Here is a 13,944-nt window from a genome sequence, read left to right as displayed (position 1 = left end):
ATAACGATGGCGATGAAAAAGTTGCTCATAGCGTCGCTGCTGTTTAGCAGCGCCACCGTATACGGTGCTGACGGGTTCGTAGTGAAAGACATTCATTTCGAAGGCCTCCAGCGTGTCGCCGTTGGTGCGGCCCTCCTCAGTATGCCTGTACGCCCCGGCGATACGGTTAATGATGATGATATCAGTAACACCATCCGTGCTCTGTTTGCCACCGGCAACTTTGAGGACGTCCGCGTCCTGCGCGATGGTGATACGCTGCTGGTACAGGTAAAAGAACGTCCGACGATCGCCAGTATCACTTTCTCCGGTAACAAGTCGGTGAAAGATGACATGCTCAAGCAGAACCTTGAAGCATCCGGTGTTCGTGTGGGTGAGTCCCTGGACCGCACAACCCTTTCAGACATTGAAAAAGGTCTGGAAGACTTCTACTACAGCGTCGGTAAATACAGTGCCAGCGTGAAAGCGGTTGTCACTCCGCTGCCGCGTAACCGTGTTGACCTGAAGCTGGTCTTCCAGGAAGGTGTTTCTGCGAAGATCCAGCAGATCAACATTGTCGGCAACCACGCGTTCAGCACCGACGAACTGATCTCCACCTTCCAGCTGCGCGATGAAGTGCCATGGTGGAACGTGGTAGGCGATCGCAAATACCAGAAACAAAAACTGGCAGGCGACCTTGAAACTCTGCGCAGCTACTATCTCGATCGTGGCTATGCGCGTTTCAACATCGACTCGACTCAGGTCAGTCTGACTCCGGACAAGAAAGGCATCTACATTACGGTTAACATCACCGAAGGCGAGCAGTACAAGCTTTCTGGTGTTGAAGTGAGTGGTAACCTTGCGGGGCATTCTGCTGAAATCGAATCGCTGACCAAAATTCAGCCGGGCGATCTGTACAGCGGTTCCAAAGTAACCAAAATGGAAGACAGCATTAAGAAGCTGCTCGGCCGCTATGGTTATGCCTATCCGCGCGTACAGACTCAGCCGGAAATCAATGACGCGGATAAAACCGTTAAGCTGCACGTGAATGTGGATGCGGGCAACCGTTTCTACGTGCGTAAGATCCGCTTCGTCGGTAACGACACCTCCAAAGATTCCGTTCTGCGTCGCGAAATGCGTCAGATGGAAGGCGCATGGTTGGGAAGCGACCTCGTTGATCAGGGTAAAGAGCGTCTGAACCGTCTGGGCTATTTTGAAACGGTGGATACCGATACCCAGCGCGTACCGGGCAGCCCGGATCAGGTTGATGTCGTATATAAAGTGAAAGAGCGCAACACCGGTAGCTTTAACTTCGGTGTGGGCTACGGTACTGAAAGCGGCGTCAGCTTCCAGGTCGGCGTGCAGCAGGATAACTGGCTGGGTACGGGTTACTCTGTCGGTATTAACGGCACCAAAAACGACTACCAGACCTACTCTGAGTTCTCTGTGACGAACCCATACTTCACCGTAGACGGTGTGAGCCTGGGCGGTCGTATCTTCTATAACGACTTTAAAGCAGATGACGCGGACCTGTCTTCATACACCAACAAGAGTTACGGTGTAGACGGTACGCTTGGCTTCCCGGTTAACGAATACAACACCCTGCGTGCAGGCTTGGGCTACGTGCATAACGACCTGTCCAACATGCAACCGCAGGTGGCAATGTGGCGTTACCTGGACTCTATTGGTCAGTCGGCAAGTAAGTCCAGTGATAATAACGGTTTCGCTGCGGATGACTTCACCTTTAACTACGGCTGGACCTATAACCGCCTTGACCGTGGTTACTTCCCAACGGAAGGTTCTCGCGTCAACCTGAACGGTAAAGTTACCGTGCCGGGTTCCGATAACGAGTTCTACAAGGTCACGCTGGATACCGCATCCTACTTCCCGATTGATGACGATCATAAGTGGGTAGTCCTGGGTCGTACCCGTTGGGGCTATGGAGATGGTCTGGGTGGCAAAGAAATGCCATTCTACGAAAACTTCTATGCGGGTGGTTCCAGCACCGTTCGTGGCTTCCAGTCCAATAACATTGGTCCGAAAGCGGTCTACTACGGCGGGAACGACAAAGACAACTGTTATAAGTCTTCCTCCTCCGAAGTCTGTAGCTCTGATGATGCGGTGGGCGGTAACGCAATGGCGGTGGCCAGCCTGGAGTTCATCACACCAACGCCGTTTATCAGTGATAAATACGCGAACTCTGTCCGTACGTCCTTCTTCTGGGATGCCGGTACAGTATGGGATACCAACTGGCAGAATACAGCCCAGATGCGTGCGGCAGGCGTTCCAGATTATAGCGATCCGAGCAATATTCGCATGTCTGCCGGTATCGCATTACAATGGATGTCACCGCTGGGGCCGTTGGTCTTCTCTTACGCCCAGCCGTTTAAGAAATATGATGGAGATAAGTCGGAGCAATTCCAGTTTAACATTGGTAAAACCTGGTAATAATCCGCTGCAAAGGAATGCGTTGGCAGTGTAGCGCTGACAACTGGCGATCGGAAAACGGTCGCCTTGCCACGCAAAGAACGGTACCTTCTGGTGCCAATGGGATGGTAAGGAGTTAATTGTGAAAAAGTGGTTATTAGCTGCAGGTCTCGGTTTAGCGATGGCAACTTCTGCTCAGGCAGCAGACAAAATTGCAATCGTCAACATGGGTAATTTGTTCCAGCAGGTTGCACAGAAAACGGGTGTTTCTGCGACTCTGGAAAACGAATTCAAAGGCCGTGCAAGCGAACTGCAGGGTATGGAAAACGATCTTCAGTCCAAAATGCAGCGTCTGCAGCGTGATGGTTCTACCATGAAAGCAAGCGAGCGCAGCAAACTGGAAAAAGACGTAATGGCTCAGCGTCAGACGTTCTCCCAGAAAGCTCAGGCTTTCGAGCAGGATCGTCAGCGTCGTTCTAACGAAGAACGTGGCAAGCTGGTGACTCGCATTCAGACTGCTGTTAAAGCAGTAGCTGCCGATCAGAGCATCGATCTGGTTGTTGATGCGAACGCCGTCGCTTTCAACAGCAAAGATGTTAAAGACATCACCGCTGATGTTCTGAAACAGGTTAAATAAGTAATGCCTTCAATTCGACTGGCTGATTTAGCTCAGCAGTTGGATGCAGAATTACACGGTGATGGCGATCTCGTCATCACCGCTGTTGCGTCCATGCAATCTGCTAAAGCTGGCACGATTACCTTCATGGTAAGCCCTAAGTACCGTGAGCAACTGGCTCAATGCCAGGCGTCAGCTGTTGTTCTGACGCAGGACGATCTTCCATTTGCCACTGTAAGCGCGCTGGTAGTGAAAAACCCCTACCTGACGTATGCACGCATGGCTCAAATTCTTGATACCACGCCGCAGCCGGCCCAGAACATTGCTGCCAGCGCAGCGATTGATCCGACGGCTAAGCTGGGTAACAACGTCGCCGTTGGCGCAAATGCGGTTATCGAATCCGGCGTTGTGCTGGGCGATAACGCCGTCATTGGCCCGGGCTGCTTCGTTGGGAAAAATACGAAAATCGGCGCCGGGACCCGTTTATGGGCCAATGTGTCCGTTTATCATGATGTTGAAATTGGCGAAAATTGCCTTGTCCAGTCCAGCACCGTCATTGGTTCTGATGGCTTTGGTTACGCTAACGATCGCGGTAACTGGGTTAAGATCCCGCAGCTTGGTCGCGTTATTATTGGCGATCGCGTGGAGATCGGCGCCTGTACCACCATTGACCGTGGCGCGCTTGACGACACGATCATTGGCAATGGTGTTATCATCGATAACCAGTGCCAGATTGCGCATAACGTTGTGATTGGCGACAATACCGCGGTTGCGGGTGGCGTCATCATGGCAGGCAGCCTGAAAATTGGCCGTTATTGCATGATTGGCGGCGCGAGCGTGATTAATGGCCATATGGAAATATGCGACAAGGTGACTGTGACGGGAATGGGCATGGTAATGCGTCCTATCACTGAACCTGGCGTGTATTCCTCAGGTATTCCGCTACAACCCAACAAGGTATGGCGTAAAACAGCAGCTCTGGTGATGAACATTGATGATATGAGCAAGCGCCTCAAGTCTCTTGAGCGTAAGATCGATCAACAAGATTAAGCGTCATCCGTTGAACGCTATTTTTCCCGGCCTGTCGGCTTTCTAATAAACCGGCAGGCCGTGTTATTATTGTTATCAGTACATTTTGACAGGAAGAGTATTTTGACTACTGACACTCATACTCTGCATATTGAAGAGATTTTAGAACTTCTGCCGCACCGCTACCCGTTTCTGCTGGTAGACCGTGTGCTGGATTTTGAAGAAGGTCGTTTTCTGCGCGCAGTGAAAAATGTTTCCGTGAACGAGCCGTTCTTCCAGGGGCACTTCCCTGGTAAGCCTATCTTCCCGGGTGTGTTGATTCTGGAAGCGATGGCTCAGGCTACCGGTATTCTGGCGTTTAAAAGCGTCGGCAAACTGGAGCCAGGTGAGCTGTATTACTTCGCGGGTATTGATGAAGCGCGCTTTAAGCGCCCTGTCGTGCCTGGTGATCAGATGATCATGGAAGTCACTTTTGAAAAAACGCGTCGTGGCCTGACTCGCTTCAAAGGCGTAGCGCTGGTTGACGGCAAAGTTGTTTGCGAAGCGACGATGATGTGTGCTCGTAGCCGGGAGTCCTGATACGTGATTGATAAATCCGCCTTTATTCATCCTACCGCTATTGTGGAAACCGGTGCCATCATTGGCGCTAACGTCCACATTGGCCCGTTTTGTATTGTTGGACCCCATGTCGAAATTGGTGAGGGTACAGTACTGAAATCTCACGTTGTCGTGAATGGTCATACGACCATTGGCTGCAATAACGAGATCTATCAGTTCGCTTCCATCGGCGAAGTTAACCAGGATCTGAAATATGCTGGTGAGTCGACCCGTCTGGAAATTGGCGATCGTAACCGTATTCGCGAAAGCGTCACTATTCATCGTGGAACAGTACAGGGTGGTGGGTTGACGAAGGTGGGCAGCGATAACCTGTTTATGGTTAATGCGCATATCGCGCACGACTGTACCGTGGGTGACCGCTGTATTCTTGCCAACAACGCAACGCTGGCAGGACACGTATCGGTTGATGACTTCGCAATTATTGGCGGCATGACCGCAGTCCATCAATTCTGCATCATTGGTGCGCACGTGATGGTAGGCGGATGCTCCGGTGTGGCGCAGGACGTTCCACCGTATGTGATTGCGCAGGGCAACCATGCCACGCCGTTTGGCGTGAACATCGAAGGCCTCAAGCGTCGTGGTTTTAGTCGCGAAGCGATTACTGCCATCCGCAACGCGTACAAACTGCTGTACCGTAGCGGTAAAACGCTGGAAGAGGCGAAGCCGGAAATTGCCGAGCTGGCGAATAAGCACCCGGAAGTGAACGCGTTCATGGAATTCTTTGACCGTTCAACAAGGGGTCTGATTCGTTAATGGTCGACAGTCGTCCGCTTACGATAGCCCTGGTCGCCGGAGAAACCTCCGGCGATATTCTTGGTGCCGGTCTCATCCGCGCGCTTAAGGCGCGTGTACCCAATGCTCGCTTTGTCGGCGTTGCTGGCCCGCTGATGCAGGCCGAAGGCTGTGAAGCCTGGTATGAAATGGAAGAGCTCGCCGTGATGGGCATCGTTGAGGTGCTGGGACGGCTACGCCGTTTGCTGCACATCCGCGCCGATCTCACCCGTCGTTTTACCGAACTCAAACCCGATGTGTTTGTCGGTATCGATGCGCCTGATTTCAACATTACCCTCGAAGGGAATCTGAAAAAGCAGGGTATCAAAACGATTCACTACGTCAGTCCGTCCGTCTGGGCGTGGCGACAGAAACGCGTTTTCAAAATCGGACGGTCCACCAACCTGGTGCTGGCTTTCCTGCCTTTCGAAAAAGCGTTTTACGACAGATTTAATGTTCCGTGCCGTTTTATCGGTCATACCATGGCGGATGCGATGCCATTGGATCCGGATAAAAACGCGGCGCGCGACGCGCTGGGCATCCCGCATGATGTGCACTGTCTGGCACTGCTGCCAGGCAGCCGTGGTGCAGAAGTTGAGATGCTGAGCGCCGATTTCCTCAAAACAGCGCAAATTATTCGCCAGACCTATCCGGATCTTGAAGTGGTTGTTCCGCTGGTAAATGCCAAGCGCCGCGAGCAGTTTGAGCGCATCAAAGCGGAAGTCGCCCCGGATCTTCACGTCCGTCTTCTGGACGGGAAAGGGCGGGAAGCGATGTATGCGAGCGATGCCGCGCTGCTGGCCTCCGGTACGGCGGCGCTGGAATGTATGCTGGCGAAATGCCCTATGGTGGTCGGCTATCGCATGAAGCCGTTCACCTTCTGGCTGGCAAAACGTCTGGTGAAAACGGATTATGTCTCCCTGCCAAACCTGCTTGCCGGGCGCGAGCTGGTGAAAGAGCTGCTGCAGGATGAGTGCCAGCCGCAGGCGCTTGCCGATGCGCTGCTGCCGCTGCTCGCCAACGGCAAGACCAGCCACCAGATGCACGATACCTTCCGCGAACTTCATCAACTGATCCGCTGTAATGCTGATGAGCAAGCGGCTGATGCGGTGCTGGAGCTAGCAAAATGATGGAATTTGTTTATCCTCACACTCGCCTTGTGGCGGGCGTGGACGAAGTGGGTCGCGGCCCGTTGGTCGGGGCAGTGGTGACCGCCGCGGTGATCCTCGATCCGGATCGCCCGATTATCGGGCTGAACGACTCTAAAAAATTGTCAGAAAAGCGCCGTCTGGCGCTGTTTAGTGAGATCCAGGAGAAGGCGCTGGCCTGGAGCCTGGGGCGCGCTGAACCGCATGAAATAGACGAGCTGAATATTTTGCATGCCACGATGCTGGCGATGCAGCGTGCGGTTGCAGGTCTGAAAATTTCCCCGGAATATGTTCTGATTGACGGCAACCGCTGTCCGGCATTGCCCATGCCATCAATGGCGGTCGTTAAAGGCGATAGCCGGGTCGCAGAAATTAGCGCAGCTTCTATCATTGCCAAAGTGACGCGCGACGCCGAAATGGCCGCGCTGGACCTCACTTATCCTCAGTATGGTTTCGCCCAGCATAAGGGGTATCCCACACCTTTCCACCTGGAAAGGCTGGCTGAACATGGCGCAACCGAACATCACCGGCGCAGTTTTGGCCCGGTGAAGCGCGCGCTGGGACGGGTGTCCTGAATCAATACGCAAGCAATTAAGTAACGCGGAATCTGAAGATGGCTGAACCACGTTTCGTACACCTGCGGGTGCATAGCGACTACTCCATGATCGATGGGCTGGCGAAGACCGGGCCGCTGGTAAAAAAGGCGGCCTCCCTTGGTATGCCCGCGCTGGCGATCACCGATTTTACCAACCTGTGTGGCCTGGTGAAGTTCTACGGAACGGCGCACGGCGCGGGGATGAAGCCCATCGTCGGCGCAGATTTTCACGTGCAAAGCGATCTCATCGGCGATGAAATGACGCAAATCTCCGTGCTGGCGATGAACAACACGGGCTATCAAAACCTTACGCTGCTGATCTCAAAAGCCTATCAGCGCGGTTATGGCGCGCTGGGGCCGTGGATCGACCGTGACTGGCTGGCTGAACTGAACGAAGGGCTGCTGCTGATCTCGGGTGGCCGTATGGGTGACGTCGGCAAATGTCTGCTGCGCGGCAATAGCGCGCTGGTGGATCAATGCGTCTCGTTCTATGAAGAATATTTCCCGAATCGTTATTACCTGGAGTTGATCCGTACCGGCCGTCAGGATGAAGAGAGCTATCTTCATGCCGCGGTGGCGCTCGCAGAGGAGCGCGGTTTGCCCGTGGTGGCCACCAACGACGTGCGGTTCCTTGAGGCGGGTGATTTCGACGCGCATGAGATTCGCGTGGCGATCCACGATGGCTTCACGCTCGACGATCCGAAGCGGCCGCGTAATTACTCCGCGCAACAGTACATGCGCAGCGAGGAGGAGATGTGTGAGCTCTTCTCCGATATCCCCGAAGCGCTGGAAAACAGCGTAGAGATTGCCAAGCGCTGCAACGTCACCGTTCGCCTCGGCGAATACTTCCTGCCGCAGTTCCCGACGGGTGACATGACCACGGAAGATTTCCTGGTCGCGAAATCAAAAGAAGGCCTGGAAGAGCGTCTGGAATTCCTGTTCCCGGATGAAGAAGAGCGTAAAAAGCGTCGCCCTGAGTATGACGAACGCCTGGACATTGAACTCCAGGTAATCAACCAGATGGGCTTCCCGGGCTACTTCCTGATCGTTATGGAGTTCATCCAGTGGTCGAAGGATAACGGCGTGCCGGTTGGACCGGGCCGTGGCTCCGGTGCGGGCTCGCTGGTGGCGTACGCGCTGAAAATTACCGACCTCGATCCGCTGGAATTCGACCTGCTGTTCGAACGTTTCCTTAACCCGGAACGTGTCTCTATGCCCGACTTCGACGTCGACTTCTGCATGGAGAAACGCGATCAGGTCATTGAGCACGTGGCCGATATGTACGGCCGTGATGCGGTATCGCAGATTATTACCTTCGGTACGATGGCGGCGAAAGCGGTTATCCGCGACGTGGGACGCGTGCTGGGCCACCCGTACGGGTTTGTCGATCGTATTTCTAAGCTGGTGCCGCCCGATCCGGGCATGACGCTGGCAAAAGCGTTTGAAGCCGAACCTCAGCTGCCGGAAATCTACGAAGCTGACGAAGAGGTCAAAGCGCTGATCGACATGGCGCGCAAGCTGGAAGGCGTCACGCGTAACGCCGGTAAGCATGCGGGGGGCGTGGTTATCGCCCCAACTAAAATTACGGATTTTGCACCGCTTTACTGTGACGAAGCGGGCCAACACCCGGTAACCCAGTTTGACAAGAACGACGTGGAATACGCCGGGCTGGTAAAGTTCGACTTCCTGGGCCTGCGTACGTTGACCATCATCAACTGGGCGCTGGAGATGATTAACGCCCGCCGCGAGAAGAACGGCGAACCGCCGCTGGATATCGCGGCCATCCCGCTGGATGACAAGAAAAGTTTCGATATGCTGCAGCGCTCGGAGACCACCGCCGTCTTCCAGCTTGAATCCCGCGGCATGAAAGATCTGATTAAGCGCCTGCAGCCCGACTGCTTCGAAGATATGATCGCACTGGTTGCCCTGTTCCGTCCGGGCCCGCTGCAGTCAGGGATGGTAGATAACTTTATCGACCGTAAGCACGGTCGCGAAGAGATTTCTTACCCGGACGTTCAGTGGCAGCATGAAAGCCTGAAGCCGGTACTGGAGCCCACCTACGGCATCATCCTGTATCAGGAACAGGTCATGCAGATTGCTCAGGTGCTTTCCGGCTATACGCTCGGCGGCGCGGACATGCTGCGTCGTGCGATGGGTAAGAAAAAGCCGGAAGAGATGGCCAAGCAGCGTTCCATCTTTGAAGACGGGGCGAAGAAAAACGGCGTTGACGGCGAGCTGGCGATGAAAATCTTCGACCTGGTGGAGAAATTCGCCGGGTACGGGTTTAACAAATCCCACTCCGCCGCCTATGCTTTGGTGTCGTATCAAACGCTGTGGCTGAAAGCGCACTATCCTGCTGAATTTATGGCGGCGGTAATGACGGCCGATATGGACAACACCGAGAAGGTGGTTGGCCTGGTGGACGAGTGCTGGCGTATGGGGCTGAAGATCCTGCCGCCAGATATTAACTCAGGGCTCTACCACTTCCACGTCAACGACGACGGAGAGATCGTTTACGGGATCGGCGCGATCAAAGGCGTGGGCGAAGGTCCGATCGAGGCGATCATCGAAGCGCGTAACAACGGCGGGTATTTCCGCGAGCTGTTCGATCTTTGCGCTCGTACCGACACCAAAAAACTGAACCGTCGCGTGCTGGAAAAACTGATCATGTCCGGCGCGTTTGACAGACTCGGGCCGCATCGCGCCGCGCTGATGAATTCCCTCGGCGACGCGCTGAAAGCGGCGGATCAGCATGCAAAAGCGGAAGCCATTGGTCAGGCGGATATGTTCGGGGTGCTGGCGGAAGAGCCAGAGCAGATCGAACAATCTTATTCCAACTGCCAGCCGTGGCCAGAACAGGTCGTACTGGATGGGGAGCGTGAGACGTTAGGCTTGTACCTGACGGGGCACCCGATCAACCAGTACATCAAAGAAATTGAGCGCTATGTCGGCGGCCACAGGCTTAAAGACATGCATCCGACAGAACGTGGTAAAATCACCACGGCTGCGGGGCTCGTGATTGCCGCAAGGGTTATGGTCACCAAGCGCGGCAATCGTATCGGCATCTGTACGCTGGATGACCGTTCCGGGCGTCTGGAGGTGATGTTGTTCACCGACGCGCTGGATAAATACCAGCAATTGCTGGAAAAAGACCGCATACTTATCGTCAGCGGACAGGTCAGCTTTGATGACTTCAGTGGGGGGCTTAAAATGACCGCCCGCGAAGTGATGGACATTGACGAAGCCCGGGAAAAATATGCTCGCGGGCTTGCTATCTCGCTGACGGACAGGCAAATTGATGACCAGCTTTTAAACCGACTCCGTCAGTCTCTGGAACCCCACCGCTCGGGGACAATTCCAGTACATCTCTACTATCAGAGGGCGGATGCACGCGCGCGGTTGCGCTTTGGTGCAACGTGGCGTGTCTCTCCGAGCGATCGTTTACTGAACGATCTCCGTGGCCTCATTGGTTCGGAGCAGGTGGAACTGGAGTTTGACTAATACAGGAATACTATGAGTCTGAATTTCCTTGATTTCGAACAGCCGATTGCTGAGCTGGAAGCGAAAATTGATTCTCTGACAGCGGTAAGCCGTCAGGATGAAAAACTGGATATTAACATCGACGAAGAAGTGCATCGTCTGCGCGAGAAAAGCGTAGAGCTGACGCGCAAAATCTTTGCCGATCTCGGCGCATGGCAGGTGGCACAGCTGGCCCGCCATCCACAGCGTCCGTACACCCTGGATTATGTCCGCCTGGCGTTTGACGAATTTGACGAACTGGCAGGCGATCGCGCATACGCTGACGATAAAGCTATCGTTGGCGGTATCGCGCGTCTGGACGGACGCCCGGTGATGATCATTGGTCATCAGAAAGGTCGTGAAACCAAAGAGAAAATCCGTCGTAACTTCGGTATGCCAGCACCAGAAGGCTACCGTAAAGCCCTGCGTCTGATGGAGATGGCTGAGCGTTTCAACATGCCAATCATCACCTTCATCGACACCCCGGGTGCATACCCTGGCGTGGGCGCGGAAGAGCGCGGCCAGTCTGAAGCTATCGCGCGCAACCTGCGCGAGATGTCTCGTCTGAAGGTGCCGGTCATCTGTACCGTTATCGGTGAGGGTGGTTCCGGCGGTGCGCTTGCGATTGGCGTGGGCGATAAAGTGAATATGCTGCAGTACAGCACCTATTCCGTTATTTCCCCGGAAGGCTGCGCATCCATTCTGTGGAAAAGCGCCGACAAAGCGCCGCTGGCTGCGGAAGCAATGGGCATCATTGCGCCACGCCTGAAAGAGCTTAAGCTGATCGACTCCATCATCCCGGAACCACTGGGTGGTGCACATCGTAAGCCGGAAGTGATGGCAGCGTCCCTGAAAGCGCAGCTGCTGGCTGACCTGGCAGACCTGGACGTGCTGAGCAAAGACGATCTGCTCAACCGTCGTTACCAGCGTCTGATGACCTACGGTTACGCGTAAGCTTCACAATTATCTGAAAAGCCGCACACTGTTGCGGCTTTTTTTATACCTGCGGTTTAGCCGGACTATGCTTAGCTAATGTTTTTTAAGGAGGAAGCCCATGAATATCATTGCCGTTATGGGGCCACACGGCGTCTTTTATAAAGATGAGCCGATTAAGGAGCTGGAGCAAGCCCTGCAGTCGCGCGGGTATCAGCTAATCTGGCCGCACAACAGCGCCGATCTGCTGAAGTTCATCGAGCATAACCCGCGTATCTGCGGCGTGATCTTCGACTGGGACGAATATGATCTTGAACTGTGCAGCGATATCAACAGGCTGAACGAATACCTTCCGCTGTACGCGTTTATTAATACTCACTCAACCATGGACGTCAGCGCCAACGATATGCGTATGGCGCTGTGGTTCTTTGAATATTCGCTCGGCGTGGCTGAAGATATTGCGACCCGAATTCAGCAATACACGAATGAATATCTCGATAACATCACTCCGCCCTTTACCCGCGCGCTCTTCACCTACGTGAAGGAGGGGAAATATACCTTCTGTACGCCAGGTCATATGGCGGGAACGGCCTATCAAAAAAGCCCGGTGGGCTGCCTGTTTTATGATTTCTTCGGTGGCAACACCCTGAAAGCGGACGTGTCGATTTCAGTCACCGAACTAGGCTCTCTGCTGGATCACACCGGCCCGCATCTGGAAGCCGAAGAGTATATCGCCCGCACCTTTGGCGCCGAGCAGAGCTATATGGTGACCAACGGCACTTCGACCTCGAACAAAATCGTCGGGATGTACGCTGCGCCTGCTGGCAGCACCTTGCTAATTGACCGTAACTGCCATAAATCGCTGGCACACCTGCTGATGATGAGCGACGTCGTACCGCTCTGGCTGTCGCCCACGCGTAACGCGCTCGGTATTCTTGGCGGTATTCCGCGCCGGGAGTTCACCCATGACGCCATTGAACGTAAGGTTGCGGCAATTCCTGGCGCAAGCTGGCCTGTCCATGCGGTGATCACCAACTCCACCTACGACGGTCTGCTGTACAACACGAACTGGATCAAACAGACGCTGGACGTGCCGTCGATCCACTTCGATTCCGCATGGGTGCCATACACTAATTCCCATCCGATTTACGCCGGCAAAAGCGGCATGAGCGGTGAACGCGTGCCGGGTAAAGTGTTCTTCGAAACGCAGTCGACCCATAAAATGCTCGCGGCGTTTTCCCAGGCTTCGCTTATTCACATCAAAGGCGAGTACGACGAAGACACGTTCAACGAAGCCTTTATGATGCATACCACCACCTCACCGAGCTATCCGCTGGTAGCCTCCATAGAAACGGCCGCGGCAATGCTGCGCGGCAATCCGGGCAAACGACTCATCAACCGTTCGGTAGAACGCGCGCTGCATTTCCGCAAAGAGGTTCAGCGACTGAAAGATGAAGCCGACGGCTGGTTCTTTGATATCTGGCAGCCGGAAGAGATTGATGAAGCAGAATGCTGGCCCGTCTCGCCCGGAGAAGACTGGCATGGCTTCCGGGATGCCGATAGCGACCATATGTTCCTCGACCCGGTAAAAGTGACGATCCTGACGCCGGGTATGGATGAGCAGGGCAGGATGAGTGATGAAGGTATTCCGGCCGCGCTGGTCGCGAAATTCCTTGATGAACGTGGCGTAGTGGTGGAGAAAACCGGCCCCTATAACCTGCTGTTCCTGTTCAGTATTGGTATCGATAAAACCCGGGCGATGGGGTTGCTGCGCGGCCTGATGGAGTTTAAGCGCGCCTACGATCTCAACCTGCGGGTGAAAAACATGCTGCCGGATCTCTACGCGGAGGATCCTGACTTCTATCGAAATATGCGCATTCAGGATCTGACCCAGGGGATCCACAGGCTGATCCGTCAGCACGATCTGCCGCGTCTGATGCTTCAGGCGTTCGATGTCTTACCGGAGATGAAGTTTACCCCGCACAAAGCATGGCAGCGCCAGGTGAAAGGGGAGGTCGAAACCGTCGAGCTGGAAAACCTGGTCGGGCGCGTATCGGCTAACATGATCCTGCCATACCCGCCGGGCGTTCCGCTCCTGATGCCGGGAGAGATGATTACCGAAGAGAGTCGGGCCGTGCTCGATTTCCTGCTGATGCTCTGTTCGGTTGGGCGGCACTATCCCGGTTTTGAGACGGATATCCACGGTGCGAAGCGCGACGAGAACGGCGTTTACTGGGTGCGAGTCCTAAAATAAGGGTGACCGCTTGCCAGGTGCGGGTTTTCGGTTGTAACGTTCAGGCATCATAAAAAGG

The 13,944-nt window shown here is 54.5% G+C and carries 10 protein-coding genes; all 10 read left to right on the top strand.

Going from position 1 to position 13,944, the window contains the following annotated elements; genetic code table 11:
* Positions 1 to 6: 6 nt before the first annotated feature.
* Positions 7 to 2,424: an outer membrane protein assembly factor BamA gene (gene bamA, locus SPG90_RS15600; RefSeq protein ID WP_023310459.1), complete on the top strand. Its 2,418-nt coding sequence runs from the start codon at positions 7 to 9 to the stop codon at positions 2,422 to 2,424.
* A 121-nt stretch (positions 2,425 to 2,545) separates the two neighbouring features.
* Complete coding sequence (gene skp, locus SPG90_RS15595) at positions 2,546 to 3,040, top strand: molecular chaperone Skp (protein ID WP_023310460.1); 495 nt, start codon at positions 2,546 to 2,548, stop codon at positions 3,038 to 3,040.
* A 3-nt stretch (positions 3,041 to 3,043) separates the two neighbouring features.
* Entirely contained in the window at positions 3,044 to 4,069 is a 1,026-nt protein-coding gene (lpxD, locus tag SPG90_RS15590; protein ID WP_045355193.1) for a UDP-3-O-(3-hydroxymyristoyl)glucosamine N-acyltransferase, read from the top strand.
* A 102-nt stretch (positions 4,070 to 4,171) separates the two neighbouring features.
* Complete coding sequence (fabZ, locus tag SPG90_RS15585) at positions 4,172 to 4,627, top strand: 3-hydroxyacyl-ACP dehydratase FabZ (protein WP_010426706.1); 456 nt, start codon at positions 4,172 to 4,174, stop codon at positions 4,625 to 4,627.
* A gap of 3 nt (positions 4,628 to 4,630) precedes the next feature.
* Positions 4,631 to 5,419 (top strand): acyl-ACP--UDP-N-acetylglucosamine O-acyltransferase, encoded by a 789-nt coding sequence (lpxA, locus tag SPG90_RS15580; RefSeq protein ID WP_023310462.1) that lies wholly within the window; start codon positions 4,631 to 4,633, stop codon positions 5,417 to 5,419.
* On the top strand, positions 5,419 to 6,567 hold the full coding sequence (gene lpxB / locus SPG90_RS15575) for a lipid-A-disaccharide synthase (protein WP_045619397.1): 1,149 nt from the start codon (positions 5,419 to 5,421) through the stop codon (positions 6,565 to 6,567). Before lpxA ends, lpxB begins: the two co-directional genes overlap by 1 nt.
* Positions 6,564 to 7,160: a ribonuclease HII gene (rnhB, locus tag SPG90_RS15570; RefSeq protein WP_023310464.1), complete on the top strand. Its 597-nt coding sequence runs from the start codon at positions 6,564 to 6,566 to the stop codon at positions 7,158 to 7,160. The genes lpxB and rnhB overlap by 4 nt, the downstream gene beginning before the upstream one ends.
* Before the next feature lie 38 nt (positions 7,161 to 7,198).
* Positions 7,199 to 10,681, top strand: a complete 3,483-nt coding sequence (gene dnaE / locus SPG90_RS15565) for a DNA polymerase III subunit alpha (RefSeq protein WP_045355195.1) — start codon at positions 7,199 to 7,201, stop codon at positions 10,679 to 10,681.
* Positions 10,682 to 10,693: 12 nt separating this feature from the next.
* Positions 10,694 to 11,653 (top strand): acetyl-CoA carboxylase carboxyl transferase subunit alpha, encoded by a 960-nt coding sequence (gene accA, locus SPG90_RS15560; protein ID WP_023310466.1) that lies wholly within the window; start codon positions 10,694 to 10,696, stop codon positions 11,651 to 11,653.
* Positions 11,654 to 11,753: 100 nt separating this feature from the next.
* The gene (locus SPG90_RS15555) at positions 11,754 to 13,886 is read left to right on the top strand and encodes a lysine decarboxylase LdcC (RefSeq protein WP_322408226.1); all 2,133 of its coding nucleotides are present in this window, start codon (positions 11,754 to 11,756) and stop codon (positions 13,884 to 13,886) included.
* The last annotated feature ends 58 nt before the right edge of the window (positions 13,887 to 13,944 follow it).

The organism is Enterobacter sp. D2 (assembly GCF_034427575.1).
In the GTDB taxonomy this organism is placed as follows: Bacteria; Pseudomonadota; Gammaproteobacteria; order Enterobacterales; family Enterobacteriaceae; genus Enterobacter; species Enterobacter cloacae_M.
Note: the sequence above shows the minus strand (reverse complement) of the source record. Positions and strands in the feature narration are given on the sequence as shown.